Below are 24,804 nucleotides of genomic sequence, written 5' to 3' on the forward strand. Positions count from 1 at the left end.
TTGGGGCCGGGGAGCGGGGGCGGTGTCCGGCCGCCCCACCCCTGGCGGGCGTTCAGTCGGTGAGGGCTTCGCCGGTGCCCCAGCAGGCCAGGCACAGGCCGGTCTGGTGGTCGCCGGTGATCCGGCCCTTGCGAGCGCCGACCCGGACGGCTTCGGTGATCTCGCCCTTGCCGTGGCAGTCCGGGCACTTCACCGGCTCAGGCTTCGGCGCAGCCGTCTTGCGGCGGGCGGCGGGTCGTTTCGCGGTGGCCACGGTCACCGCCCTTCGCCGGGGTACTGGGGGCCGTCGTTGGGGTCGTAGCCGGGCGGGAAGAGGCCGGGCGGCGGCTCGGGCAGTGAGGCAGCCAGGGACGGGCCGATGGCCTCGATGAAGCTCTGGTCGGCGTCCGCCGTGTGGGCGTAGTGGCCGAGCTGGAGGAGCAACAGCACCGTGCGGGCGAAGTCTTCGCGCTGGGGGCACATGGCGGGGCTCTCCCTTCTTCAGGCATGGCTCGGGTAGGGACCGGGCGCGAAGCGGTCGCGCCGACCGTGGAGCGAGAGGGATCAGGCAGTGGCCGGGATGGACTCGACGGCCGGGGCGTCGACCGGTGTCGGGCCGTCGAGGACGGGCCGGAACGGGGCCAGGGCGGGCAGGTCCGGGGTCAGGTCGGCGTGCCGGTTGCAGGTGTTCACGGCCTGCCGCAGCGAGGTATGCGGGGCGCGGATGCGGGTCCAGCCGCCGGTGGAGTCTCCGGCGATGGCGACGCCGGGCATGTCGGTGGGGATCTGGATGGCGGCCAGGACGGCGTCCGGGGAGATGTCGCCGAAGGCCATGTTGGCGCTGGTTTCGTCGTTGACGCGGTGTGCGGTCCGGCCGGTGAGCTGGGCGCGGAGCATGGTGATGCCCTTGCCAAGTTCGGAGCCGAAGCGCTGTCCGCAGATCTCCAGGTAGATCCCGGCAGCACGGCCGAGCTGGGCCAGCCGGGCAAGAGCAGTGATGATCCGGTCCCGGCGCTTCTCTTCCTCCTTCGTGGCGAACAGGGCCAGCTCGGCGACCTCATCGACCAGGACCACGATCGGCACAGGCCGCAGGTGGTCGGGCAGGTCCCAGATGTCGGCGGCGATCTCAGCATCCGGCACGTCAGCGGTGATCCGCTGTTCGGCGCGGATGAGCTGATACACCTCCTGCATGTGCGCAACGAGCGCTTCCAGGAGTTCGGCGGCGGTGTCGGGGTTGTCGGCCAGCGCGGAGAACCGGCGAGCGAGCGGGAAGAGTTCGACTCCCTGCTTGCAGTCGATCCCGACCAGCGCGACGTGCTGCGGGGCGAGCGCGGCGACGAGGTTGCGCTGGTAGACGGACTTTCCGGACTCGGTGGCGCCGAGCGTGAGCGCGTGGGGCACGGCCCGGTAGTCCCGGTAGTGGACCGAGCCGTCCTCACGCAGGGCGACCGGGACCCGCATGGGGCGGGTGTCGGTCTTGGCGGGCATCTGCACCCGCTTGAGCACGTCGTAGCCGGTCATCCGCACCTCAACCACTCCCGAGCGCAGCTCACGCGAGGTGACGCCGTACATCGCGAACGAGTGCCGCAGCCGGTCACACGAGGCGGCGACATCGAAGGCGTCCTGACCGGGCCGGAGCTTGAGCCGCAGGACCAGGCCGGTACGAGTCGGCCGTATCCGCACGATGCGCGGAGCCCTTGGGCCAGGGACCGGGCGATTCGTCATCCTTGCCAGGCTCAAGCGCCAGCGAGAGGGCGGGACGGTCAACCCGCAGGCGTCCATCACAGAGCCGTAGCGGAATAGGACCCGGAGGGTCGCGAGGGTGACCCCGAAGGTCATCCAGTACCAGGCGGGGCGCCGCCACCGCAGGAGACCCGCAGTGACGACGACCAGCGCCAGGGCGACAGTCGGCCACGTCATGGCTCAGGCCGTCTTCGGCTCTGAGGCACCTGCAGCCAGCGAGGTGACCGCGACCGCGCGGAAGGCGATCCCGTGCCGCTTCTGCCCGTTGAACTCGTTCTCCCACGGCCGGGCGATCAGGCCCGTCAGCGCCACCGGAGTACCCATCACCAGGTCACCGCTGATGCCGGTCTCCGGCACGGTCACGGTCAGGATCTCGACCTCACCGTTCGCCGCGAACATCACGTCGACCGTCATCAGGTCGGCGCCGGTCTCGGCGTCGGTGGCGATCTCGCCGGAACGGCGGTCACGGATCTTCTTCTGCGGGGGCTGGGCGACCATCACGGTAGCGGCGGAGGTGTCGACGGGAATCTGACGCATCGTCTGTTCTCCTGATCTCTGGCGGCTTTCGAACCGACCGCTCGTCGGTGAGATCAGGAGACCGCGGAAGGTGGTGGACGTATCACGGTCCGTATGGACGTTTGGGGACGTCTGAGCTATCGTCAAAACGTCCCCGAGACGTCCTAGGAGAGGGCACGTCATGGCGAACGAGCGTCTGCGCGCGGCGATTTCGGCGAAGGGAGAGACGATTCAGTCTGTAGCCGAACACGTCGGAGTCGATCCGAAGAGCGTGGAGCGCTGGATCACGACGAACCGCACACCGCACCGGGGACACCGCTGGAAGGCCGCGAGCTTCCTCGGCGTCGATGAGGTCTACCTGTGGCCCACCGTCGAGAAGCAGACCGAATCGGCGAGCACCTCCGAGCTGATCACCTACTACCCGCACCGCGGCGCGGTACCGGCAGCGCTGTGGTCATCACTGATCGAGAAGGCGAGGGACCAGGTAGAGATCCTCGTCTACGCGGGGTTGTTCCTGTTTGATAGCCACCCCGACCTTCCGGACCAGTTGGCCGAGAAGGCCAAGGCGGGGGCAACGGTCCGCGTCCTGCTCGGCGACCCCGACTCGGACATGGTGCGTCAGCGGGGCGAAGAGGAAGGCATCGGCGGTGACCTGGCCGCGCGTGCCCGGATAACGCGACGCTACCTCGAACCCGCCATGACGACGCCCGGCGTCGAAGTGCGACTACACGACACGATCCTCTACAACTCCATCTATCGGTTCGACGACGATGTGCTGGTGAACCCGCACGTACTCGGCGCACCGGCCGGGCAGAACCCTGTGCTGCACTTCCGCTACATCCCCGGCGCCCGCACGTTCCGGCACTACATGCGGAGCTTCGACTACGCGTGGGAGCGCGGTCGGCCTTCTTGACCACGAACGCCCTCGGGGGCCGGGGCTGCGGGTGCCGGCGGAACCGGCACCCGGTCCCCGGCCGACTCGGTTCGGCAGCTCGGCGTGCAAAGCTGGGGACATGGCCCGAGTCGACTACTTCAACGATCCGAACGCCCCGAAGGCGAACAGCATCGTCCCGTCCGTGACCGCGGTCGCGCTCAACGACGCCGGGGAAGTCCTGCTGATCCACAAAACGGACAACGACCTTTGGGCACTGCCCGGCGGCGGAGTCGATCTCGGCGAGTCAGCCCCCGATGCCGCCGTACGGGAGACCAAGGAAGAGACCGGATTCGACGTCGAGGTGACGGGCCTGGTCGGCATCTACACCAACCCGGCCCACGTCCTGGCCTACGACGACGGCGAAGTGCGCCAACAGTTCTCGATCTGCTTCCACGCCCGGATCATCGGCGGCGAGCTGCACACGAGCAGCGAGAGCAAGGAGGTGGCGTTCGTCCACCCCAGCCAGCTGGACAGCCTGAACATCCATCCGTCGATGCGGATGCGGATCGACCACGGATTGGCCAAGCGAGCTGAGCCCTACATCGGCTGATCACCGAGGCGAGCGCGAGTCCGCTCGATGGCAGCGGCGAGGTACGGGCGCGCCTTGCTGATCGCGGTATGCACGACGCTGCCCACCTCGTACCGCTCCAAGATCTCGTCCGCACGCTGATCGAAGTCGAAGGACTGCCCGGCCGGACCGGTCGTCATGTCGGCGTAGATCAACGCATCCAAGACGGGAGAGTCCTCCCGCTCGTACACGGCCAACTCCTCAGTTAGGCCACGCTGTTCGGCTTCGTACACAGCGCCGGAGTGGTGAGCGACCAGCCGCACAAGACGAGACGGAGCCCCAAGCCTCTCCAAGTGCCGTGCGCCGTCGAGGGGATGGAACCCGGTGTCCCGCAGCTCTGGCGCATAGCCGATGTCATGGAGCCATGCAGCGACGACGAGTAGATCGCGGTCCTCTTCGGACACAGCCGCGGATACTTCGCGCGCTCGAGCCGCCACGGCCTGAGTGTGCAGCCAGCGGTTCCCGAGCGGAGGCAAGAGCGACTCGGCCAGCTCGGCCGCGCCTTGGGGCGTGTCCAGTCCAGAGGGCATAGATCGCACCGTAGCCCAGACGGGCAGGTCGCCGACAGTCTGGGACGGGATGTCCCAAGATCGCGGACAGACTTTCCCTACATCATCAAGGCCCGCGCATGGCGCGGGCGCGCGCCGCCTCTGCGGCGCGGCCTGCCTCCTGTCTGCGCCCCGGCTGGCCGCGCCCGGCGGCGCGCTCGGCGGCTGCGGGCACGTCGTGGGGAGAAACCGTCTGTGGCTGGGGCGGTCGGCTCCACGGCTTTAGGCAGCCACTTTGGGGCGAGCCTCTAAGATCATGGCCCCAACGTCGTGCTTTACCGGGCAGGTCCACAGACTGCCCGACGCGCCGGAAGCTTACGGGGCCATGATCACTCGCCCCAAAGCAGCTCCAGCCCAAAGCCGCTCCGCCTACTCTGCCCTACTCCGCCAAACAAGCCGGAGCTTACATTCGTACGCAGGTACGGCACTTTGCGAACTACTTCGCCTGCTTGCCCATACACGCAGTTTCCAGCTCTTCCACAAGCCTTACTACAGAGCTACTTGGGTTTGGGGGATTGTGCTGGTCCTTTATTTCAGCACACTTACCTGCTCGCACCTTTGCGTAGCCGACACGATCGTAAGGGAAATCCGGCGGCAACGACTTCCCAAGGACCCCGAACTTCTTCAATCTTTCAGATAAATCGCTTGCCGTGGACCAAGCGGTGCGTTCCTCAAAGTGCCAGACTAGCCAAACCTCAAAGCATGGATTACTCACGGCAAGGCCTAAGTTGCTTTTCGCCGCGAGTCTGCATGCCTGCGGAAGTGTGGCATGTTCATCAACGTCCACGACACACCAAACCGAGTCGTAAGGGTCACCGTCGCGCATCTCCTTAAGCCGACGAGACTCTGCCTCTTGGACAACACGTAGCGGATCGCGGCCGATACCAACCGGCTTCACTGAAACGACCTGCACGGCTTGTGCATTTAGATGAGCTGCCAAGCTTTCGAAGTACTGAGGCTCTGTCTTGACACCTTCTGCAACTATGAGAATGCGCCTATTTTCCGTTCGCTTGTTGCGCGACTTCGAAATCTTCTGCGAACCTCTGACTTGGCGACGACTCACCCATGCTCCCCAACCACCAGCGAAGCTCGAAGATCTTCCCACGAGACGTTAGGTACTGCCCCATAGCGACCGCTTAGGTAGCGACGTTCCAGGTTATGATCAGCCTTCACAGAGAAGTCCGTCAAGGGGTAGTACTCTGACGCCCCGTCACCTCGCTTCTCGGCGAGCCATACATCCTCCTTCTCCAATGCGCCGCCGGCCAAGTGTCCCATCAGGGATGTGTCATGCGAAGCGAAGATCAGTTGAGCACCCAGTGAGTTGATCTCCTCATCTTTGAACAGCGAGATGAACGCAGACGTGAGCCGGGGGTGCAGGCTAGCGTCGATTTCATCGACCACATACACATCGCCGCTCTCAATTGCCCTTACGGCAGGGATCGCCAAAGAAAGCCACGCAACGGTCCCGCTGCTTTCGCTATCAATGTCTAGGACGTAATCCTCACTTTCACCCCTATGCCAGAACATGATTTTGCGCTGCACATCCTCTATGAAAGGCTTCAGGTTGTCCTCATTCGTCAATTGTTCATTCGACAGCCCTTCGGCGATAGAGGTCACAATCTTGACGAACTTCTGCAGCTCCTCCTCCTTCATTTGAACATTCTCAACCGTTAGTCGAGAAATGCCGAGGTCTGCGAACTTCAGGAGCCGCTCGGCTCGGCGACGAACGTCGTCACCTTCCATCCAGCGCTTAATCGCTCTGATGCGACTATCCTGATCACGCTCCGAGTAGGCAGCATAATCAATGCGCCTCGCAAGGTAATGATGAATACGTCGAATCTCTTCGTGATTAACCTTGCTGGCTACCGACAGGTACAGGTTCATTCTGTCGACCAGTCGGCCGATCCGGACGTTTTCGCCTTTCAAGTGACGCCCGAAAGTCACATCCGCGCCGAGTGGCCCAGAACGCTCGAATAGAATCCGCCGACGCCCCTCAGGGAATGAATGTAGCCACTCTGCTCGAATGCCACTCGAGTCACTCTCAAATCCGTATACGTAGCGAACTTCTCGCAGCGTGAAGTCAAACTCATATGCAGAAGACAACCTCGCGCATTCGGCATCGAGCCGAAACGGAAGATATGGGAAAGATTCCTTATCGCTCCAGTCGGCGGAATTACGAATGACGTTGAGGGCGAAGGACATAGCATGCAACAGATTGGTCTTTCCTGAAGCATTGGAGCCGAAGATTCCCACTACGCGATTCGTCGCTGACCGCCAGTCACCGTCGAACGGCCTCACTCCCTCGAAGGTCGACTTGGTGAGCACCAGCTCCACAGAATCACGGATGGAGCGGTGGTTGGTGACGCGGAAGCGGAGAAGCATGATCACATCACCCTTATGCTTGCAGTTTCGAGGCTTCTGCTGACGTTTTTCGTCCAATCGGTCACTGAGACTGTACCCTGAGCAACAGGCACGGAACCAGCATCTGCCTGGCACGTCGAACCCGTTCGCCACAAGCTGAGGACGCCTGCGTTCGCGGGTCAGTCACGTCCTTCGTTGCAGGTAGACGCGACCTGAGGTGTTGTCTGAACGTCACCTCGCAGCTCCAGATCCTTCTACTCCGGGGGCTGGCTGGGCCCGCGCCGGTCACACTAGCCAGTCGTTAGGACGGGCCCGTGGTCCTTCGTCCAACAGTGCGTGGGCCGCCCAATGCGTCGCGTCGCAGGTGCCAGCGAGTTGGCGAGCTAGTTCGCCGAGCGCGATCAAACCCCTGCCTGACATCCACCCGACGTCAACGACGCCCGACAACAGGAGCTCCGAGCGGCTGTGGGCGGCCTCGTCTCCCATGCCTCCGGGCTCGTGAGGCTCCGTTGGTGGAACTCCCGATGCGGCACCCATAGGAGTGCGGTCGACGGCAGTGACGGCAGCAGTGACGGCAACACCGCCGGACGGCAGCGGCACTCGACAGTCCAACTCGGCGCTGGCGAAGCGTCAGCGACCCAGCGCACCGAGGCCTGCCCGCATCTTCTAAGCGCCTGGCCGCGGTTGAGTGTTGCCGGGGCGCCTAGCGTGTGCGCCGGGATCGCTGCCGATGCGCACGGTGACTCCGTGCCTGCCGAGATGATCGGCACAATGCCTGCCATGGACACAGGGGGCGTAGCACTGGTGGGCGCGTGTGCAGGAGTGCTGGGCGCAGCGGTCGGGGCTGCTGGGGCGATCTTCTCGGCCATCATCAGCGGCCGGAGTCAGAGCCGGGCGCAACACTCGCATTGGCGTCGACAGGTGCGAAGGGATGCCTACAAGGATCTGCTGCGTGTGGCCAATGCTGTGCGCAGGGAGCTAGCCCCGAGAAGTAGCGCCCTCAGGCAAGACACGCGCTTGCCCGGTACCTTCGACACCAGTCAGCTGATGGCCGAGCTATGGGATGCCAGCATCACCGTTCAGCTTGAGGGCCCCTCGAGGGCCGCCGTGGTAGCCCGCGAGCTCGCGTACGCCCTTGGCGACTGGGACGGAGCTGTGCTGATGCAGCATTACGCTGGGGAATTTCAGCAGCGTCACCCTGAGCTAGAAGCCCTTCCCACAGACCTTATGGCTTTGAAAGAGGAAGTCGAGCAGCTGCTGACGAACTTCACGCTAGTAGCTCGTGACGCTCTCGATGAGGGAGACGAGGTGCGGCCCGGGCGGTGACCCCCCAAATCGAGGGGCGGTCTGACATCCACAGCTGACATCAACGACGCCGGACGGGGGCGTACACCAGCACCTCTGCCCGGCCTTCGCTCCAGCCGACGGCAGCAGTCGGAACCGGCTCGAATCGAACTTGTAAAGCGGTGGTCAACACGAGTGCTGTACAGCAGCTACCACCACCGGAGTCCTCGAAGCTCACGCGCCATACGTGAGATCCCTGCCACCGCTGGCCTCGATCAGCCAAGACAGCGAACCGCTGCCGAATGGCCAACCGGTGGTGGCTACCTCAACCCAGCCGCTGCCCGGCTCGTCTGACCCCGCGTCCCACCACCACCAGCTGCGGTCGTCGCCCATGCCCTCCTCGGTTGGGTCGAAGTAGTAGAGCCAGCCTGACAGCGTCCAAGGCCCTTGACTGAACTCCGCCTTCTGCTCGGGCGTCATCGCCTGCCACTTCCGGAGCCAGGCCTGGGCGTCGAATGGCAGGCCAGCCCCCGACTCCGCGTGCTCCGGCGCGCACCGCTGCACGAACCATGCCGGCAGCAGCTCCGACCACCGCTCGAAGGCGGGCCAGTCATCCGTCCGCTCGACCACGGACGTCAGCACAGCACGGGCATCTGCGATGACCTGTGCCGGATTTTCGGCAGCGAACCGGACCCGCACGAGAAACGGCCTTTGCTGACTGTCATCAGCTCCGAAGCCGGTTCGCAGACGCCGAAGCTCGCCCTTGATGATCTCCACGGCGAAGAAGTGTGCACTACCACCGGCTTGGTCGCACGCGAAAAGGCCAGCGAATGCGTGTCGAAGTCGGCATGCGAGGCTACTCCAGGCCGTACAACTTCCCAGGTCAGTGGCCCACTGCGGGGAAACCAGAAGTGGCTGAACTGGCTCCAGCAGCCAGACGTGGGTCAGCTTTCCTCGTCCTCGACCATACCGATGGCGACGGGAAACGACTCCAGGAACTCGCGCCGTGCCGGATCTTGCTCCGCTTCGGCCAAGTCCACGAGCACCTGCAAGAGCCGTTCGCGTTGGTCTGAGGGCAATTGCAGCAGCACCCAGCCCACGCTCTCCATCATCTTCACCGCGGAGTCCGGATCCACTTCCTCGTCGCCGCAGCTGTCCAGCCACCAAACGATGTCAACGAGCAGGCCGGTGAGTGCCGGCACGAGCGGCTCCGTGTCAGTCATCCGTGCAACGTAGCCGATCCCTACGACACTGCTTCCTTGCGGGTTCCCGGTCAGCCATCAACGCCCCGGGCCGTCTCTGGGCCGTGCGAGGTCAGCCGACGCCGACCAACAACAACAGAAGCCCACGGCATCCGACCTGGTCAGAGCCGTGGGCTTCTTCTGCCTCGCTGGTCAGCGGGACCGCTGATTAATACACCGGCTTGTGCGGCTCGATCTGGTTGACCCAGCCGATCACGCCGCCGCCCACGTGGACGGCGTCGGAGAAGCCCGCCGACTTCAGGACGGCGAGGACTTCCGCACTGCGGACACCCGTCTTGCAGTGCAGGACGATCTTCTTGTCCTGCGGGAGGGTCTCCAGGGCGGTGCCCATCAGGAACTCGTTCTTCGGGATCAGCCTGGCGCCCGGGATGGAGACGATCTCGTACTCGTTCGGCTCGCGGACGTCGATGATGTCGATGTTCTCGCCGTCGTCGATCCACTCCTTGAGCTGCTTGGGAGTGATCGTGGAGTCGGCGGCCGCCGCCTGGGCCTCCTCGGAGACGACGCCGCAGAACGCCTCGTAGTCGATGAGCTCGGTGACGGTCGGGTTCTCACCGCAGACCGCGCAGTTCGGGTCCTTGCGGACCTTGACCTGGCGGTACTGCATCTCCAGGGCGTCGTAGATCATCAGCCGGCCGACCAGCGGCTCGCCGATGCCGGCGAGAAGCTTGATCGCCTCGTTCACCTGGATGGAGCCGATGGACGCGCACAGCACGCCGAGGACGCCGCCCTCCGCGCAGGAGGGGACCATGCCCGGCGGCGGGGGCTCCGGGTACAGGCAGCGGTAGCAGGGGCCGTGCTCCGACCAGAAGACGGAGGCCTGGCCGTCGAAGCGGTAGATCGAACCCCACACGTACGGCTTGTTCAGCAGCACGCACGCGTCGTTGACCAGGTAGCGGGTCGCGAAGTTGTCCGTGCCGTCGACGATGAGGTCGTACTGGCTGAAGATGTCCATCACGTTCTCGGCCTCGAGCCGCTCCTCGTGAAGGACCACGTTCACGTAGGGGTTGATGCCCTTGACCGTGTCGCGCGCGGACTCGGCCTTCGAGCGTCCGATGTCGGCCTGGCTGTGAATGATCTGCCGCTGCAGGTTCGACTCGTCGACCTCGTCGAACTCCACGATGCCGAGCGTTCCCACGCCCGCCGCGGCCAGGTACATCAGCGCCGGCGAGCCCAGACCGCCGGCGCCCACACACAGCACCTTGGCGTTCTTCAGCCGCTTCTGCCCGTCCATCCCGACATCGGGGATGATCAGGTGGCGGGAGTACCTGCGGACCTCGTCTACGGTGAGCTCGGAAGCCGGCTCGACCAGGGGTGGCAGCGACACGGGGACTCCGTTGGTCGGTCAATCACTACGGTTGTTCTCCTGGTAACACTGCCACGCCCTTCTTCATTCCGAGACACCCGTTCCGAGACGCGAGACGATGTCGTCCCAGTAGCCGGGCATGGCCTCCCAGGGGACGGTGCGGCCGCCGCGGTCCGTGCGGTCGGTGAACCAGATGGTGGCGGCGCCCTGCCAGCGGGCGATGCGCAGCGCCTCCTCGAGGTGGCCGCGGGGCACGCCGTGCACGAAGTGGCAGAAGCGCTCGGGCGGGTGCTCGGCGGTCCACTCGGCGACCTGCGACCAGCGGTAGTCGCTCCAGGAGCCGGAGAAGGTGACCAGTTGGTCGGCGTGTTCGGCGTATCCGGGATACGGGTGGCTGCCGTGGCCCAGGACGATGTGCCCGTGGCCGAGGAGCGCACGCAGCGTGGTGACCGTTCGGCCGGTCTCGGAAAGGAGGGCGCGTTCGGTGGGGCAGCGGTCCAGGAGGAAGCCGTCGACCTGGTACCAGTCGAGATAGCGGTACGCCTCGGAGATCAACTCGCTGAAGGGGCGGGCGCCCCAGACGACGTCGAGGTGACCGAGAACACGGACGCCGGCGGTGTGCAGTCGCCCCGCGGCCTGCAGGCAGTACGGGTCGGGCCGGGTGCCGGGACCGTTGCTCACGTTGAGGGCGGCCCAGTGCACCGGGGTGCCCGGACGGGCGAGTGCGCCCCACTCCTCGGGGGCGAGGAGGGGGTGCGCATAGCCGGGGGTGCCGAGGCCCAGGCCCAGGTCGGTGCTCGCGGTGCTCGCCGGGGTGTCGGTCAGATGCGGCATGCCGCCTCCATCCAGATGTCCGCGAGGGACTCCTCGAGGTTGATCCGGGGCCGCCAGCCGAGCCGGTCGCGGGCGGTGCGGACATCGGCCTGCTGCCAGCTGCCGCAGCCGTCCGGGTAGGGGTAGGCGACCGGGACGGCGTGCTCGGGGTCTCCCCGGTGGTGGCCGAGGACCGGCCGCACCGGGCTGGGAGGGCCGTCGAGTTCGTGCAGGGCGCCGCCGTAGCCGGCCACGCGGGCGAGGACGGCGGCGGCGTCACGCAGGCGCACGGCGCGGCCCGAGCCGATGTTGATAACGCCCTGGGCGGCGGAGAGGGAGGCGGCGTGGACGGCGCGGGCGACGTCGCGTACGTCGACGAAGTCGCGCTGGACGCCGAGGCCGCCGAGCTTGAGTTCGCCGTCGCCGGACTGCATGGCGCGGCGCAGGGCTTCGGCGAGGCGGCCGAGCGGGGATCCGGCGGGGGTGCCCGGCCCGGCGGGGGAGAACACGCGGAGCACGACGGCGTCGAGCCCGGAGCCGAGGACGAGTTCGGTGGCGGCGAGCTTGCTGACGCCGTACGGGCCGCCGGGGCGCGGGACCGCGTCCTCGGCCGTGGAGGAGCCGGGCTGGCTGGGTCCGTACTCCGCGCTGCAGCCGATCTGCACCAGGCGGGCCCCGCAGCCGCTGCGGCGCAGGGCCTCGCAGACGGTGGCCACGGCGACGGTGTTGTGCCGGGTGAGTTCGCGGGCGCCCCCGCGGATGGCACCGGCGCAGTTGATGACGACTCCGGGGTGCACGGCGTCCAGGAAGCGGGTGAGTGCGCCGGGGCTGCCGGCGGCGAGGTCGAACCGTACGTCCGCGTCGTCGCCGCGTCCCAGCGCGGTGAGCTGGACGGCCGGGTCGGCGAGCAGGCGGTCGGCGACGAAGCGGCCGATGTACCCGTTGGCTCCGATCAGCAGGACCCTCATCGGGCGGCTCCCGGGGCGGACTCTCCGGTTCGGGAGGTGATCATCTGGCGTTTCTCCTTACGAGGGTGGTGCCGTGGGATGAGAGAGGCCCCGCGGTGTCGGCCCCGCGGGAGGGGGTGCCGGGGATCGGGTCCCGGGCGGCAGTCGCGGCTCCATGAGTTCCAGTGGTCATGGGCCGACGGCTCAGGGTGATCCGGGCGGCCGGGCGTGGGCCGAGGCCCGGGTCAGGGTGCGGGTCGCGTGGATCAGCAGGGTCAGGACGGCCGGGGCGCAGACGAGGGCCGGCACGGCGTCGGCGCCCCAGGCGTCGGTCAGGGTCTCGACCGGCGTGACCAGCGCGGAGCAGCCGGGGAGCCGGGCGGCGAAGACCGTGGCCAGGGCGGTCGCCTCGGCGGCGGCCGCGGTGCCGAGGACGACGGTCGGGGCCCGCCTGGCGCCGTGGACGGCGAGCAGCCGGGCGAGCAGCAGGAGTGCGCCCAGGGCACCGGCTCCCAACGAGACGGCGGGTGCGCCGAGGAGGGCTCCGGTGAGCGCGAGCAGCGCGGCGAGGGCGGCCAGGAAGAGTGCGAACACGCCGAGGAACAGCGGGGTGACGGAGGCCGTGAACTCCTCGAAGCCGCGGCTCGCGGCGAGTCTGCGGCGGGCGTGGACGGCGAAGAGGCGGGCGCACCAGGCGGCCGGGCCGCAGGCCAGAGCGAGTGCCAGGACGGGCGCGGTCGCCAGGGGCCAGGGGCCGTCGGGGCCGCCTTCCAGGGCGGCGCGCAACAGGCCGTCGCCGAGGAGGGCGTAGGCGAGCAGCCAGTGTGTCCACACGCGCGCGGACATGGTGTGGGCGGGTGCGCGCAGCGGGCCACGGCCGAGCGCCACGCGCAGGCCGAGCGCGACCGCGAGGGCGCCGAGTACGGCGACGGCGAGGTGGGCCCGGCCCTCGGTGGCCCGCAGGCCGAGGACGGCGGCGGCGCACAGGGCACCCGGGAGCAGGGCGAGGACGGCCCATGCCCGGTGCTCGCGGGGGCCGCCCGTGGGGGCGGGGCGCGGTGGGGGCCGGTCGTCGTCGCGGGGTACGCGCGCGTACATCTCCTCGGCGAGCGAGAAGACGTCCCGGTGCCGGTAGCGGGCGGCGGCCCGGTCGGTCAGTCCGTGGGCCTCCAGACCGGCCGCGATCTCCAGCGGGTCGACGGCCCGTTCGCACAGCTCGCGGTGCCGGTGCATGAGCGCCTTGACGGGGTCGGCGGCGCCCCTGCGGGCGGGGGGCTTGCGGGCGGGGTCCGCGCTCCCGGCGTCCGCGGCGCGCACGGCACCGGCGGTATGGGGCGCGGCCTCCGCTACGACGGCTTGGGGCGCTCGATCCGCCGTGATGGCCCCTGTGCTCGCCTCCGTCGTCTCCTCCGCGCTCGCGTACGCGCCCTCCGCCCCCAGGTCCCATTCCTCGGGCCTTGTGTCCCAGGCGTCGGAGCGGGGCCGTTCGCCCACGTCTCTCACGTCTCTCATCGCGCGCCCTCCGCTGCCGGAACGGCTGCGTGCGGCCACATGGCGGCGCGTACGGGTGTCGGCGCGGCGTCCTGGGCGCATGCCCAGCGGGGTCGGGCGCCGGGGAGCCGGGGCTCGGTCCAGCCGCCGGGCAGATGGGCCTCCGCGGGCGCTCCGAACGGCAGGGGTTCGCCCGCGTCGTCCACCACGACCCGCCGTACCGGTGCGTGGGAGACGATCTCCAGGTAAATGCCGTGAAATGCCGCCACGTTCTGCTCGACCGTGAACAGTTCGAGGGCTCGTGCGCGGGCGGCCGCGCCGAGGCGCTCACGGCGCGCGGGGTCGCGCAGCAGTGCCAGGCACGCCTCCGCGAGCGCCCGCGGGTTGCGCGGCGGGACCACGAGGCCGGTGCCTCCGATGACCTCCACCACCGCGCCGACATCCGTGGACACCGTCGCGCGACCGCAGAACATGGCCTCCACCAGGCTGATCGGAAACCCTTCGACGACGCTCGACAGGACGACGACCGCCCCGGCCGCGTAGGCCTCCGCCAGATCGGGCACCTCGGGGCCGCCGATCTCCTCGAAGGACACCGGGTTGTCGCCTACGGCGTGCACGCCCTCCGCCTCGTCCGGGAACAGCTGCGCGGCCAGGGCCCTGCACCGTCCGAGGTACTCCGCCCCCTCAGCGTCCGCCGCGGTCCCGACGACACGCAGCCTGGCCTTCGGCTCCGCCTTGCGGATCTCCGCGAAGGTGTGGAGCAGGCAGACCAGGTCCTTGGCGGGTTCGACACGGCCGACCCAGACCAGGGTGTGATCCGCGCGGTCGGCGGCCTCGCCCACCTCCGCGAAGCGGGACGCCTCCATGCCGGGGTAGACGGTGCGCACCTTGGCGCGGTCGGCGCCGCACCGCTCCTGCCAGCGCCGGGCGTGGGCGTTGCCGGGCGTGACGCAGGCGGCCCGCCGGTAGACCTCGGCGGCCAGACGGCGCTGGAAGGAGGCGAGCAGCGCGCGCACCGGGCGCGTCTCGTCCTTCGCGCCCAGGTAGTGCGCCCGCAACCGTACGCCGTACTCGGTGACCAGCAGCGGAATGCCGGCGAAGTGCCCGGCGAGCAGCCCGGGCAGGGCCGCGGCGGCGCCCGACGTGGCGTGGCAGAGGTCGACGGAGCCGAGTCCGTCGTCCTCGTACCAGTCCAGCGAGAGGGGGCGCAGGGCGCGTTCGACGAATGCGGCCACCTCCAGCAGATCGGGGACGCCCGCCGCGTGCGCCGCCCGGAGGGCACCCGGCGCGCGGCAGGCGCCCTCCAGCGCGCGTACGGCGGTCTCGGAACGCAGCGCGCGGGCCAGTCCGCCCTCGTCACGGGCGAGTTCGGCGAGCGCGTAGAGGGCACTGCCGAAACGGTCCGCCTCGGGGCCGGCCGGTTCGGACGCCCCCTGCGGCGCCCCTGGCTCCGGTGCCGCGCACAGGGCGGCGGCCAGCTCCCCGTACGCCTCGGTGAACCGTCGCCGCGCCCGGCGCCCGTAAGCGACCCCGTCGTCCTGCGCGGTCCACAGGGGTGCCGTGCGTACCCGGCCGACGTGCGGCGGCAGCGGGATCCAGCCATCGGCCTCCTGCCGCTCGGTGCGGCAGAGCGCGTAGACGTCGAACTCGTGCTGCCGAAGTCCGCGCACGAGCCGGTCGCACCAGAGCCTGGCGTCACCGCTCACATACGGATAGCCACCCTCCGTAAGCAGTCCGATGCGCACGTGTGCACCCCCGATCTCCCGTAGGGAGCCGCCGTCGTCCGGCGGCCCGCAGCGGGACGAACGTACGCGGACGGGGCGGTGGCGCGACGGACGGTTGTCCGTCGCGCCACCAAAAGGGGTGAACGGGCGTAACTTTCCCGCACAGGCCGCGTTCGATCGCGCTAGGTCCTGTCGTCGGACTCCCGTCGTTCACCCGGGGGCCGGCTCATGGCTCACTTTCGGCCGTGCGGCCGGGTCACGCGGCGGTGAGCTCCCTGCGGGCCGTGCGCCGTTCGGCCGCGACCGCCGGATCCAGCGCGGGGACGGCCGCGAGAAGCTGCTTGGTGTACGGGTCCCTGGGCGACTCGTACACCTCCTCGGTGCGGCCGTACTCGACGATCCGGCCACGCCGCATCACCGCGACCCGGTCGCTGACCTGGCGCACGACGGCGAGGTCGTGCGCGATGAACACGAGTGCCGGCGCGAGTTCGCGCTGCAACTCGGCGAGCAGGGCGACGACCTGCGCCTGCGTGGTGACGTCCAGCGCGGAGCCCGGCTCGTCGCAGACGATGACGCGCGGTTCGGCGGCGAGTGCCCGCGCGATGCCGACGCGCTGGCGCTGACCGCCGCTGAACTCGTGCGGGTACCGGTCGTAGTGCGCCCCGTCGAGGCCAACCCGCTCCAGCAGCTCGCGCACGCGCCCTCGGACGCGCTGCTCGTCCTGCTCCCCACGCGCCCGCAGCGGGTCGGCGATGGACTCGCCCACGCTGCGCCGGGGGTTGAGGGAGGAGACGGGGTCCTGGAAGACCATCTGCACGGCCGGGTCCACCCCTGCCCGTGCGATGACCCCGTGGCGGACCTCGCCGGCCGTGGGTTCCAGCAGCCCGACCAGCATGCGCCCCAGGGTGGTCTTGCCGCTGCCGCTCTCCCCCACGATGCCGAGGGTCTCCCCGCGCCGCACCGTCAGCGACACGTCGTCGACGGCGGCGAACTTGTGAGACGGATCTGGTCAGACGTTTGCCTCGGCGCCGGGTCGTCGAAAAAGCGTGAACCGGTGTCGGCGCATGCCGACGGTCACGGAAGAGAGAGGAAAGGCGCGACGTGAACGCCTGAGGCGGGCGTCAGCGACAGTGGATGTCGACCACGCAGAGCGCGGTCACGCCGATGAGCGCCAGCTCGATGGCGGCGCGACGGGTGGCATGACGGGGCGACATGGGGAGCAAACGAAGTTTCAGTGTGTCAATGTGACGAGAGCTGCCACCGTCAACTCCCGGGGTACGGCCAGGGATTGGGACGACAGTGGATTCCGTCGTGGTCGAGGAACTTGGTCTGCTGCTGCATGACCGGGGCGAGCTCGCCGTTCTTGTCGCAGGTCACATGGCCGTAGCCGAGGCGGTGGCCGACCTCGTGGTTGATCAGCATCTGACGGTAGGCGTGAATTTCGTCACCGTACGTCGTCGAGCCCTGCGCCCAGCGATAGGCGTTGATCATCACGCGCTCGGTGGAGGCGGAGTCACAGGAGACGTTGTCCTCCGTGGTGTCGAGACCCGACTTCGCGCACCAGGCGGCGGTGGTGCCGGGGCCGGCCAGCGTGATCACGAAATCGGGCTTGCCGGAGTGGATGCGCTCGAAGGTACGGGCGCCGTTGTGCGCCCAGCTGCGGTCGTCGTTGAGGGTCTTCTGCACGGCCTGGGCGAAGAGTTCGCCGTCGAGGCCGAGACCGTTCTCGACGTCCACACGGTAGGTGTACTTCCGTCCGGTGCCGGGTGCCTTGGCGGTGCCGGGGACCGCGGAGAACGTGCCGGGTCCCTTCAGCGTGGCGCTGAGCGGGTACGTCGTGTCCATCGCCTGCTCGTACGTCAGCGGAGTCGCGCTGGGCGAGACCGAGACGGTGGGGTCGGCGCCGGTGACCGGGCCGGAGGTGTCGCGGGCCTGGTCGGTGGCGGCCCGGGACGGTGCGGCGGCGCGGTGCTGTCCGGCGAGGAACTGGCCGGCGACGACGACCGCGAGCACGGTGGTCACGGCGGCGGCCACGATCCCGGCGTACGAGCGTCCCCTGCCGCCCCTGCCGCGTGCCGCCTCACCGGTCCCGGTGGGCGACGCGGCCTCCTCGGTCTGCGCGCCGGGGTGGCGTTCGCCGGTCAGGGGTGCGTGGGGGGCGCGACCGGTGCGACGCGGCGTGAAGACGTCCTCGTCCTCGTCGAACGCGTCGAGGTACTCCTGACGGGGGCCAGGCTGCGACCGCTGCCGCGGGATACGGGGCACGGCACCTTGGCGCGGCACCTCCTGGGCCGCGCCGGCCCTGAAGTCTCCCCAGGCGCCGCCGTCCTCGCGATGCTCTGGGTGACCGCCGCGGGCCTGAAGGGCACCGTCGGGAATGCGGGGCACGCCATGGGCGGGGGTGCCGTCGGCGAACCGCGGGACTCCTAGGGCGGGCGTCCCGTCGGCCGTACGACGCGTGCCGCCGACCGCCGCTCCCCGTGGCGAACCCTCCGCCGCGGATATGCCCGGCACCACCTCCGTGTCACCGTTCGTCCCGTCGCCCCGCCCCTTGCGGCTGTGTCGTCCCACGCCGCGTCTCAGCTCCTCGTGTCCGCCGTGCCGGTGTCGTCGCTCGCCGTGTCCTGCGTGGAGGTCCCGGTGTCCTGCGTGGGGGTCCCGGCGGAAGTCCCGCCCGTCGCCGCCGAACCCGCGCTCGCCGGGCCCGCGCCCGACTCGCCCGCGCCCGACTCGCCCGCGTCCGTGAGGAGTTCGCGGAACGCCCCGGCCACCACGTCCGGGTATTCCATCATCGCGACATGCCCCGCCTCGGGCAGGGTCAACAGGCGGGAGTCGCGGAAGGCACGGGCCGCGCGCTGGGCCTTACGGAACGACACCAGCTGGTCCCGGCCGCCGTAGACGAGCAGCGTCGGGGCGAGGACCCGCTCCGCCTGGCGCCACAGCCCGTGCTGTCCGCCCAGCGTGTATGCGTTCACGATCCCGCGTGCCGAGCGTGCCATCGCGTCCCAGAAGTAGGGCAGCCTCAGCCGCCTCTCCATCTCCTCCACCGCGTTGCGGAAGCCCTCCGGCGTGACCCGTCCGGGGTCGCCGTAGCACAGCGCCATGACCCCGCGGACGCGCTGTTCGGCCGTCCACTCCTTGGTGTACCGGGTGAACAGGGCGGCGACCCCGGGCAGCGCGAGCAGGCCCGTCGGTATGGCGCCCCGCTGGACGAGGATCTCGGGGAGCGCGGGTGAGACGAGCGTGAGCGTGCGCACGAGATCGGGGCGGACGGCCGCCACGCGCGTGGCGACGGCTCCGCCCATCGAGTTGCCGAACAGGTGCACAGGACCGCGTCCGGCCGCGTCGAGATAGCGGATGACCGCGCGCGCGTGCCCGGTGACGGAGTAGTTGCCGTCGTCCGGCGGCGGTGAGTCGCCGAAGCCCGGCAGATCGACGGCCTCGCCGTCGACGTGACCGTCGAGCAGCGCCATCAGCGCCGACCAGTTCTGGGAGGAACCTCCGAGTCCGTGGACGTACAGCGCGGGCGGCAGCTCCTCGTGCCGCGGTGGTCTCGACCGCACCGTCAGCGTGATCCCGGGCAGCGCCACCGACCTGAGCCGCTCGCCTTCCTCGACCCTGACGGGTGCCACCTTCGGGAGAACATTGGCGGCCGCGACGGACGGCAACTCGGTCGGAGACATGCGGCAATGTTACGAGACGATCACATAGTGGTTCGTGTGTTCGCTGTCACAACGGCCGGGGTCCGCCCGTCGGATCAGGCCGGGCGACGCCCGGCGTGAAGCGTCCCCTGCCCCACGCGCAGCCTCTCACCACACATAGCGTCCGGTTCCTGTGTCTCCTAGGCTCGTAGCAGGGCACCCGCACATGGACCCCGCCTCTTCAGGGACGTTCCAGAAGTGCCAGGAGTTCTAGGAAGGGAGCCCATCATGGCCGTAGACCCCACTGATCCCGAGACGTTCGAGGACGAGGCGGACGACGCCGCCGAACTCGACGTGGAGGCCCCGGAGAACGACGCCGCCGAACAGCACGCCGAACTGGCCCCCGAGCGGGACGAGACCCCGACCGGGGATGACATCCTGCGCGCCAACGAGGCGGACCTCGCGGAGCAGGCACGCATCGTCGCCCTCGACGAGGACGACTACCGGTGAGCGCTCGGAGGGTCGCCAGATCGGTGAGGTACGACGACCACGCCGGGTAATGGAGCGAGTGCATGCGGTGAGCGTCCGCGGGTCGTCACACGGGTCGGCGGCGTCCGTTCGCCCTCCCTGCCCGTGTACGGCGCGTTCCGCACGGCTTTCGCCGCCGTCCGGTCCGTGAAATTCTGCGTTCGCACCGCGCACAGCAGGGTTACCGAAAAGTACGATGGCGTCGCGGCGCACACCGCATGTGGACGATTTTGGGAGGCGGCGTGACAGCCATCGAGCAGACAGAGGCGGCACGCCCGCGGGGCACCCGCCTGCCGCGCCGTGCCCGACGGAACCAGCTGCTGGGCGCCGCGCAGGAAGTCTTCGTGGCGCAGGGCTACCACGCGGCCGCGATGGACGACATCGCCGACCGCGCCGGCGTCAGCAAGCCGGTGCTCTACCAGCACTTCCCGGGCAAGCTCGACCTCTATCTGGCCCTGCTGGACCAGCACTGCGAGGCCCTGCTGCAGGCCGTACGGAACGCGCTGGCGTCGACGACCGACAACAAGCAGCGCGTACGGGCCACGATGGACGCGTACTTCGCGTACGTGGAGGACGACGGCGGTGCCTTCCGGCTGGTGTTCGAGTCCGACCTGACGAACGAGCCCGCCGTGCGCGAGCGCGTCGACAAGGTCACGAACGAATGCGCGGAGGCGATCTGCGACGTGATCGCCGAGGACACCGGTCTGTCGCGGGCCGAGTCGATGCTGCTGGCCTCGGGGCTCGGCGGCCTGGCCCAGGTGGTGGCGCGCTCCTGGCTGCACAGCGACCGCAGCGTGCCGCGCGACCAGGCGGTGCAGCTGCTGACCTCGCTGGCGTGGCGGGGCATCGCGGGCTTCCCGCTGCACGGGAGCGAACCTCAGCACTGACCCCTCGGCGACCGATCGACAGCCGTACGGCCCCGTCCGGACACCACCGGACGGGGCCGTACGGCTGTTTTGTTCCCGGCGGGTGTTCGCTCCTGGCGTGCCGGAGCGGAGCGTGTACGTCCCCTCACCGGGCTAATGTGTGCGGGTACGGCGCGGACGGCCGCGCACATCACTGACCGTCGGAGGGACAAAGCCGTGGAGGTCAAGATCGGCGTGCAGCACGCGCCCCGCGAGATCGTTCTGGAGAGCGGGCAGAGTGCCGAGGAGGTCGAGCGCGTCGTGTCCGAGGCGCTGGCCGGCAAGTCGCAGCTGCTGTCCCTTGTGGACGAGCACGGCCGCAAGGTCCTGGTCCCGACCGAGCGTCTCGCCTACGTGGAGATCGGCGAGCCCACCCCGCGCAAGGTGGGTTTCGGCGCGCTGTAGTTCCGGACAGCGGAAGGGGCCCGACGGTCGATGGACCGCCGGGCCCCTTCCGCTGTCCGGGGAGCGTGCCGCTCAGGAACACACAGACGGAGCACATCAGCCCCACAGGGGATGATTGTGTTCCGCGCGCCGCGGGTAATACCGGCTACGACCGATTTGCCCAGGCAGCAGCCGTGCGGGAGGGAACCTCGTCATGCTCTTGGAAGCGCTCGGCTCCGCCGTCCTCGGGCTCGCCCTGGCATGGGTGGCCGCACGCCGGCTGCCGCACCGTCTGCCCAGCCGTGTCATGGTGCTGTCGACGGGTGCGGCGGGGGCGCTCTTCGGGGCGTTCCTCACCCACAGCGCGCTGGGCCCGGCGGGTCTCCTGGTGATCCTGGCCGGGGCGCTGGTGGTCTCGGCGGCGTCGCTGTCCCTGCTGCTGAGGCCTGCGGAAGGATTTCGCCGCCGCTCGGCGACGGCCTGAGGGCCGCCGCCGGGGCCGACCCAAGGCCGGCCGCCGCAGACGGCGACGGCTGGGGCACCTGTGGTGAGGGGGCGCCTGGCCCGCGCCGTACGGCCGGCCGTCGCCGAAGCGTGCGGGACGGCCGGACAAACAGCAGGCTCGGCCCAGGGCACCCCGGCGGCCGGTGGTGGGCGGCTTCAGGCAGCCAGCCCCAGCGCCGCCATCCGCTTCGTGTGGGCCTCCGTGATCCGGGAGAACATCCTGCCGACCTCCGCGAGGTCGAAGCCGTCCGCCACACCGCCCACCAGCATGGTGGACAGCGCGTCCCGGTCGGCCACCACCCGCTGGGACTGCGACAGCGCCTCGCCCATCAGCCGCCGTGCCCACAGGGCGAGCCGACCGCCCACGCGCGGCTCGGCGTCGATCGCGGCGCGCACCTTCTCCACCGCGAAGCCGGCGTGCCCGGTGTCGTCGAGGACGGCCAGGACGAGTTCGCGCGTGTCGGTGTCGAGGCGGGCCGCGACCTCGCGGTAGAAGTCACTCGCGATCGAGTCGCCCACATACGCCTTGACAAGCCCTTCCAGCCAGTCGGAGGGCGCCGTCTGCCTGTGGAAGCTGTCGTACGCCGCCACGAACGGCTCCATCGCCTCCGTGGGCTCGGCCCCGATCTCCTTCAGCCGGTCCCGGATCCGCTCGAAGTGGTGGAACTCGGCGGACGCCATCTTCGCCAGCTCAGCCTTGTCCGTCAGCGTGGGCGCGAGCTTCGCGTCCTCCGCGAGCCGTTCGAACGCCGCCAGCTCTCCGTACGCGAGCGCGCCCAGCAGGTCCACGATCGCGGCACGGTACTGCGGATCGGCGGAGGCGGTCGCCCAGTCCTGGGCGGACACTCCGGTGGGTCCGGCGGGGGCCTCGGGGCTGTCGGGGGCGTTGTCAGGCGTCGTCATGAAGCGCACAATAGCCCGCTCACCGCCGCCTGGAAGTCCCTGGTCAATCAGTGTGATGACGGCTACGTGACCGAATCGGCCACCGCGAGTGCGCGATTCCGGGGTATGGTGGTAATGCGCCTGCTGAGTGCGTACGTCTATGAAGACTACGTATCTCTACGGGCCGCATGTATGAGGATGCCCGGTCGGTGGCCCGATCGGCTCCGACCCGACAGCCCTCCACGGGCGTACGGCACCTGACGTACGCGTTCGGAGGGACCCTCAGCGGTACGAGCGCTGGAGCGTCGGCGTGGTCCCGTGCCACAGCCCGTCCCCCAAGCAGGCCGACGTTCATCCGGCACGGTCACGACCCCCGCGCTCGCCTCGCGCCGCCCACACAGAAGAGGCAGCACCCTGACTACGACTTTTCGAGAACTCGGTATCCTTCCCGAGACAGCCGAGGCCCTGGAAGCCGTCGGCATCATCAATCCCTTCCCCATCCAGGAGATGACGCTCCCCGTAGCCCTCTCCGGCACCGACGTCATCGGTCAGGCCAAGACCGGTACCGGTAAGACGCTGGGCTTCGGACTCCCGCTCCTCGAGCGTGTCACCGTCCCCGCCGACGTGGAGGCGGGCCGCGCGGAGCCCGAGGCGCTCACCGACGCGCCGCAGGCGCTCGTAGTGGTCCCCACGCGCGAGCTGTGCACCCAGGTGACGAACGACCTGCTGACCGCGGGCAAGGTGCGGAACGTGCGGGTCGTCGCGATCTACGGCGGCCGGGCCTACGAGCCCCAGGTGGAGGCCCTGAAGAAGGGCGTCGACGTGGTCGTCGGCACCCCCGGCCGGCTCCTCGACCTCGCCGGGCAGAAGAAGCTGAACCTGAAGCACGTCAAGTGCCTGGTGCTCGACGAGGCCGACGAGATGCTCGACCTCGGCTTCCTGCCCGACGTCGAGAAGATCATCGACATGCTGCCGGCCAAGCGGCAGACCATGCTGTTCTCGGCCACCATGCCGGGCGCGGTCATCGGCCTGGCGCGTCGCTACATGTCCCGGCCCACGCACATCCGCGCCACCGCGCCGGACGACGAGGGCGTGACGGTCGCGAACATCAAGCAGTTCGTCTACCGCGCGCACTCCATGGACAAGCCGGAGATGGTCGCCCGCATTCTGCAGGCCGAGGGCCGCGGACTGGCGATGATCTTCTGCCGTACGAAGCGCACGGCCGCCGACATCGCCGAGCAGCTGCAGCGCCGTGGCTTCGCCTCCGGCGCGGTCCACGGCGACCTCGGCCAGGGCGCCCGCGAGCAGGCCCTGCGTGCCTTCCGCAACGGGAAGGTGGACGTCCTCGTCTGCACCGACGTCGCCGCGCGCGGCATCGACGTCGAGGGCGTCACCCACGTCGTCAACTACCAGTCCCCCGAGGACGAGAAGACGTACCTGCACCGGGTCGGCCGTACGGGCCGCGCGGGCGCCAAGGGTACGGCGATCACGTTCGTCGACTGGGACGACATCCCGCGCTGGCAGCTGATCAACAAGGCGCTGCAGCTGGACTTCAACGACCCGGTGGAGACGTACTCGAGCTCCCCGCACCTCTTCTCCGACCTCGGCATCCCCGAGGGCACCAAGGGCGTCCTGCCGCGCTCGGAGCGAACCCGCGCCGGGCTCGAGGCGGAGGAGCTCGAGGACCTCGGCGAGACGGGCGGCCGGGGCTCACGCGGCCGCCGCTCCCCGGACGCGTCCGCGCAGGGCGAGCGCCCGGCGCGTACGCCGCGCCGTCGCCGCCGTACGCGGAGCGGTACGCCGCTGGACTCGTCGGCCACCACGGACACGGCCACCACGGACACGGCCACCATGGATACGGCCGCGACGGAGGCGACCGAGTCGGCGGAACGCCGTACCCCCCGCCGACGCCGCCGTATGCGCGGCGGTGCGCCGGTGGAGGCGACAGCGGCACCGGTGACGCCGGTGACCGCGGAGCCGGCCGCGACGGAGGCCACGAAGGCGGCGGAGACGGTCGAGGCCACGGAGACGAAGCCGCGCCGCGGCCGCACCCGCAAGACGTCCGAGCCCGTCCCGGTCGCGCCCGAGGCCACCGCCGCGACGGAGGCGGCCCCGGCAGCCGCCGAGACCGCCGTGGACACCGCGGAGGCCACGGAGGCCAAGCCTCGCCGCCGCACCCGCAAGACCGCCGAGACGGCGCCGGTTGCCGACGCCGCGAGCGAGGCCGCGGAGGCCCTGGACACCGCCGAAGCCACGGAGGCCAAGCCCCGCCGCCGCACCCGCAAGACCGCGGAAGCGGCACCGGCCACCGACACCGCGACCGAGGCGACCGAGGTCAAGCCGCGTCGGCGTACCCGCAGGACCGCCGAGACGGTCCCGGCCGCCGACACCGCGAGCGAGGCCGCGGAGGCCCTGGACACCGCCGAAGCCACGGAGGCCAAGCCCCGCCGCCGCACCCGCAAGACCGCGGAAGCGGCACCGGCC

26 protein-coding genes and 1 pseudogene are annotated in these 24,804 nt (G+C 69.5%); 8 read left to right on the forward strand and 19 right to left on the reverse strand.

What is annotated here, in order from left to right:
* Positions 1-52 precede the first annotated feature (52 nt).
* The 4 genes from AB0N14_RS01385 to AB0N14_RS01400 form a co-directional block, all read right to left on the reverse strand.
* Positions 53-253, reverse strand: coding sequence for a hypothetical protein (locus tag AB0N14_RS01385; RefSeq protein WP_366023685.1), 201 nt, complete (start codon positions 251-253; stop codon positions 53-55).
* Positions 254-255: 2 nt separating this feature from the next.
* Complete coding sequence (locus AB0N14_RS01390) at positions 256-462, reverse strand: hypothetical protein (protein WP_366023686.1); 207 nt, start codon at positions 460-462, stop codon at positions 256-258.
* A gap of 81 nt (positions 463-543) precedes the next feature.
* Complete coding sequence (locus AB0N14_RS01395; RefSeq protein ID WP_366023687.1) at positions 544-1,899, reverse strand: FtsK/SpoIIIE domain-containing protein; 1,356 nt, start codon at positions 1,897-1,899, stop codon at positions 544-546.
* Between the two features lie 3 nt (positions 1,900-1,902).
* Positions 1,903-2,259, reverse strand: coding sequence for a hypothetical protein (locus AB0N14_RS01400; RefSeq protein ID WP_366023688.1), 357 nt, complete (start codon positions 2,257-2,259; stop codon positions 1,903-1,905).
* A gap of 160 nt (positions 2,260-2,419) precedes the next feature.
* Here AB0N14_RS01400 and AB0N14_RS01405 point away from each other — a divergent pair, with 160 nt between their 5' ends.
* Together AB0N14_RS01405 and AB0N14_RS01410 are read left to right on the forward strand one after the other, a co-directional pair.
* Positions 2,420-3,151 (forward strand): XRE family transcriptional regulator, encoded by a 732-nt coding sequence (locus AB0N14_RS01405; protein ID WP_366023689.1) that lies wholly within the window; start codon positions 2,420-2,422, stop codon positions 3,149-3,151.
* A 100-nt stretch (positions 3,152-3,251) separates the two neighbouring features.
* The gene (locus AB0N14_RS01410; protein WP_366023690.1) at positions 3,252-3,722 is read left to right on the forward strand and encodes an NUDIX domain-containing protein; all 471 of its coding nucleotides are present in this window, start codon (positions 3,252-3,254) and stop codon (positions 3,720-3,722) included.
* Here the strand turns inward: AB0N14_RS01410 and AB0N14_RS01415 are convergent.
* From AB0N14_RS01415 to AB0N14_RS01425, 3 genes are all read right to left on the reverse strand, one after another.
* Positions 3,710-4,270 (reverse strand): HD domain-containing protein, encoded by a 561-nt coding sequence (locus tag AB0N14_RS01415; protein WP_366023691.1) that lies wholly within the window; start codon positions 4,268-4,270, stop codon positions 3,710-3,712. The genes AB0N14_RS01410 and AB0N14_RS01415 overlap by 13 nt on opposite strands.
* 454 nt (positions 4,271-4,724) lie before the next feature.
* Positions 4,725-5,351, reverse strand: coding sequence for an RloB family protein (locus AB0N14_RS01420; RefSeq protein WP_366023692.1), 627 nt, complete (start codon positions 5,349-5,351; stop codon positions 4,725-4,727).
* Positions 5,348-6,670 (reverse strand): ATP-binding protein, encoded by a 1,323-nt coding sequence (locus AB0N14_RS01425; RefSeq protein WP_366023693.1) that lies wholly within the window; start codon positions 6,668-6,670, stop codon positions 5,348-5,350. The genes AB0N14_RS01420 and AB0N14_RS01425 overlap by 4 nt, the downstream gene beginning before the upstream one ends.
* A gap of 726 nt (positions 6,671-7,396) precedes the next feature.
* Between AB0N14_RS01425 and AB0N14_RS01430 the strand changes: the two genes are divergently transcribed.
* On the forward strand, positions 7,397-7,975 hold the full coding sequence (locus tag AB0N14_RS01430; protein WP_366023694.1) for a hypothetical protein: 579 nt from the start codon (positions 7,397-7,399) through the stop codon (positions 7,973-7,975).
* A 192-nt stretch (positions 7,976-8,167) separates the two neighbouring features.
* Here AB0N14_RS01430 and AB0N14_RS01435 read toward each other — a convergent pair whose 3' ends face one another.
* The 11 genes and pseudogenes from AB0N14_RS01435 to AB0N14_RS01485 form a co-directional block, all read right to left on the reverse strand.
* A complete protein-coding gene (locus AB0N14_RS01435) occupies positions 8,168-8,710 on the reverse strand; it encodes a hypothetical protein (RefSeq protein WP_366023695.1) in 543 nt (180 codons plus the stop codon).
* 167 nt (positions 8,711-8,877) lie between these two features.
* Complete coding sequence (locus tag AB0N14_RS01440; protein WP_366023696.1) at positions 8,878-9,156, reverse strand: hypothetical protein; 279 nt, start codon at positions 9,154-9,156, stop codon at positions 8,878-8,880.
* Between the two features lie 187 nt (positions 9,157-9,343).
* On the reverse strand, positions 9,344-10,522 hold the full coding sequence (gene moeZ / locus AB0N14_RS01445; protein ID WP_366023697.1) for an adenylyltransferase/sulfurtransferase MoeZ: 1,179 nt from the start codon (positions 10,520-10,522) through the stop codon (positions 9,344-9,346).
* A gap of 63 nt (positions 10,523-10,585) precedes the next feature.
* The gene (locus tag AB0N14_RS01450) at positions 10,586-11,335 is read right to left on the reverse strand and encodes a spherulation-specific family 4 protein (protein WP_366023698.1); all 750 of its coding nucleotides are present in this window, start codon (positions 11,333-11,335) and stop codon (positions 10,586-10,588) included.
* Positions 11,323-12,282, reverse strand: a complete 960-nt coding sequence (locus AB0N14_RS01455) for an NAD-dependent epimerase/dehydratase family protein (protein ID WP_366023699.1) — start codon at positions 12,280-12,282, stop codon at positions 11,323-11,325. The genes AB0N14_RS01450 and AB0N14_RS01455 overlap by 13 nt, the downstream gene beginning before the upstream one ends.
* Positions 12,283-12,465: 183 nt before the next feature.
* Entirely contained in the window at positions 12,466-13,773 is a 1,308-nt protein-coding gene (locus AB0N14_RS01460) for a hypothetical protein (RefSeq protein WP_366023700.1), read from the reverse strand.
* On the reverse strand, positions 13,770-15,497 hold the full coding sequence (locus tag AB0N14_RS01465; protein WP_366023701.1) for a DUF3492 domain-containing protein: 1,728 nt from the start codon (positions 15,495-15,497) through the stop codon (positions 13,770-13,772). The genes AB0N14_RS01460 and AB0N14_RS01465 overlap by 4 nt, the downstream gene beginning before the upstream one ends.
* Before the next feature lie 235 nt (positions 15,498-15,732).
* A pseudogene (locus AB0N14_RS01470) lies at positions 15,733-16,467 on the reverse strand (ATP-binding cassette domain-containing protein); the annotation flags it as partial.
* Between the two features lie 130 nt (positions 16,468-16,597).
* A complete protein-coding gene (locus tag AB0N14_RS01475; protein WP_366023702.1) occupies positions 16,598-16,690 on the reverse strand; it encodes an Ms4533A family Cys-rich leader peptide in 93 nt (30 codons plus the stop codon).
* Positions 16,691-16,739: 49 nt separating this feature from the next.
* A complete protein-coding gene (locus tag AB0N14_RS01480; RefSeq protein WP_366024230.1) occupies positions 16,740-17,981 on the reverse strand; it encodes a DUF3152 domain-containing protein in 1,242 nt (413 codons plus the stop codon).
* 74 nt (positions 17,982-18,055) lie between these two features.
* Positions 18,056-19,159, reverse strand: a complete 1,104-nt coding sequence (locus AB0N14_RS01485; RefSeq protein ID WP_366023703.1) for an alpha/beta hydrolase — start codon at positions 19,157-19,159, stop codon at positions 18,056-18,058.
* A gap of 246 nt (positions 19,160-19,405) precedes the next feature.
* Between AB0N14_RS01485 and AB0N14_RS01490 the strand changes: the two genes are divergently transcribed.
* The 4 genes from AB0N14_RS01490 (at position 19,406) to AB0N14_RS01505 (ending at position 21,418) form a co-directional block, all read left to right on the forward strand.
* Positions 19,406-19,627 (forward strand): hypothetical protein, encoded by a 222-nt coding sequence (locus AB0N14_RS01490; protein WP_366023704.1) that lies wholly within the window; start codon positions 19,406-19,408, stop codon positions 19,625-19,627.
* A 260-nt stretch (positions 19,628-19,887) separates the two neighbouring features.
* A complete protein-coding gene (locus AB0N14_RS01495) occupies positions 19,888-20,532 on the forward strand; it encodes a TetR/AcrR family transcriptional regulator (RefSeq protein ID WP_366023705.1) in 645 nt (214 codons plus the stop codon).
* 195 nt (positions 20,533-20,727) lie between these two features.
* Positions 20,728-20,955: a DUF3107 domain-containing protein gene (locus tag AB0N14_RS01500; RefSeq protein WP_103843673.1), complete on the forward strand. Its 228-nt coding sequence runs from the start codon at positions 20,728-20,730 to the stop codon at positions 20,953-20,955.
* Between the two features lie 193 nt (positions 20,956-21,148).
* Entirely contained in the window at positions 21,149-21,418 is a 270-nt protein-coding gene (locus tag AB0N14_RS01505; RefSeq protein ID WP_366023706.1) for a hypothetical protein, read from the forward strand.
* 176 nt (positions 21,419-21,594) lie between these two features.
* Here AB0N14_RS01505 and AB0N14_RS01510 read toward each other — a convergent pair whose 3' ends face one another.
* Positions 21,595-22,350 (reverse strand): ferritin-like domain-containing protein, encoded by a 756-nt coding sequence (locus AB0N14_RS01510; protein WP_366023707.1) that lies wholly within the window; start codon positions 22,348-22,350, stop codon positions 21,595-21,597.
* Positions 22,351-22,827: 477 nt separating this feature from the next.
* On the opposite strand from AB0N14_RS01510, the gene AB0N14_RS01515 reads away from it, so the two are divergent.
* Positions 22,828-24,804: DEAD/DEAH box helicase (locus tag AB0N14_RS01515; protein ID WP_366023708.1), on the forward strand; the 1,977-nt coding region annotated here is incomplete at its 3' end.

The sequence above is a fragment of the Streptomyces sp. NPDC051104 genome, assembly GCF_040682835.1.
In the GTDB taxonomy this organism is placed as follows: domain Bacteria; phylum Actinomycetota; class Actinomycetes; order Streptomycetales; family Streptomycetaceae; genus Streptomyces; species Streptomyces cynarae.

What these genes read in the sequence shown, in the direction of transcription:
- AB0N14_RS01490 (WP_366023704.1), top strand. Translation starts at nt 19,406, where the DNA reads ATGGCCGTAGACCCCACTGATCCCGAGACGTTCGAGGACGAGGCGGAC.
- AB0N14_RS01425 (WP_366023693.1), bottom strand. Translation starts at nt 6,670, where the DNA reads ATGCTTCTCCGCTTCCGCGTCACCAACCACCGCTCCATCCGTGATTCT.
- AB0N14_RS01440 (WP_366023696.1), bottom strand. Translation starts at nt 9,156, where the DNA reads ATGACTGACACGGAGCCGCTCGTGCCGGCACTCACCGGCCTGCTCGTT.
- AB0N14_RS01400 (WP_366023688.1), bottom strand. Translation starts at nt 2,259, where the DNA reads ATGCGTCAGATTCCCGTCGACACCTCCGCCGCTACCGTGATGGTCGCC.
- AB0N14_RS01390 (WP_366023686.1), bottom strand. Translation starts at nt 462, where the DNA reads ATGTGCCCCCAGCGCGAAGACTTCGCCCGCACGGTGCTGTTGCTCCTC.
- AB0N14_RS01395 (WP_366023687.1), bottom strand. Translation starts at nt 1,899, where the DNA reads ATGACGTGGCCGACTGTCGCCCTGGCGCTGGTCGTCGTCACTGCGGGT.
- AB0N14_RS01475 (WP_366023702.1), bottom strand. Translation starts at nt 16,690, where the DNA reads ATGTCGCCCCGTCATGCCACCCGTCGCGCCGCCATCGAGCTGGCGCTC.
- AB0N14_RS01410 (WP_366023690.1), top strand. Translation starts at nt 3,252, where the DNA reads ATGGCCCGAGTCGACTACTTCAACGATCCGAACGCCCCGAAGGCGAAC.
- AB0N14_RS01455 (WP_366023699.1), bottom strand. Translation starts at nt 12,282, where the DNA reads ATGAGGGTCCTGCTGATCGGAGCCAACGGGTACATCGGCCGCTTCGTC.
- AB0N14_RS01405 (WP_366023689.1), top strand. Translation starts at nt 2,420, where the DNA reads ATGGCGAACGAGCGTCTGCGCGCGGCGATTTCGGCGAAGGGAGAGACG.
- AB0N14_RS01450 (WP_366023698.1), bottom strand. Translation starts at nt 11,335, where the DNA reads ATGCCGCATCTGACCGACACCCCGGCGAGCACCGCGAGCACCGACCTG.
- AB0N14_RS01460 (WP_366023700.1), bottom strand. Translation starts at nt 13,773, where the DNA reads ATGAGAGACGTGAGAGACGTGGGCGAACGGCCCCGCTCCGACGCCTGG.
- AB0N14_RS01415 (WP_366023691.1), bottom strand. Translation starts at nt 4,270, where the DNA reads ATGCCCTCTGGACTGGACACGCCCCAAGGCGCGGCCGAGCTGGCCGAG.
- AB0N14_RS01485 (WP_366023703.1), bottom strand. Translation starts at nt 19,159, where the DNA reads ATGTCTCCGACCGAGTTGCCGTCCGTCGCGGCCGCCAATGTTCTCCCG.
- AB0N14_RS01505 (WP_366023706.1), top strand. Translation starts at nt 21,149, where the DNA reads ATGCTCTTGGAAGCGCTCGGCTCCGCCGTCCTCGGGCTCGCCCTGGCA.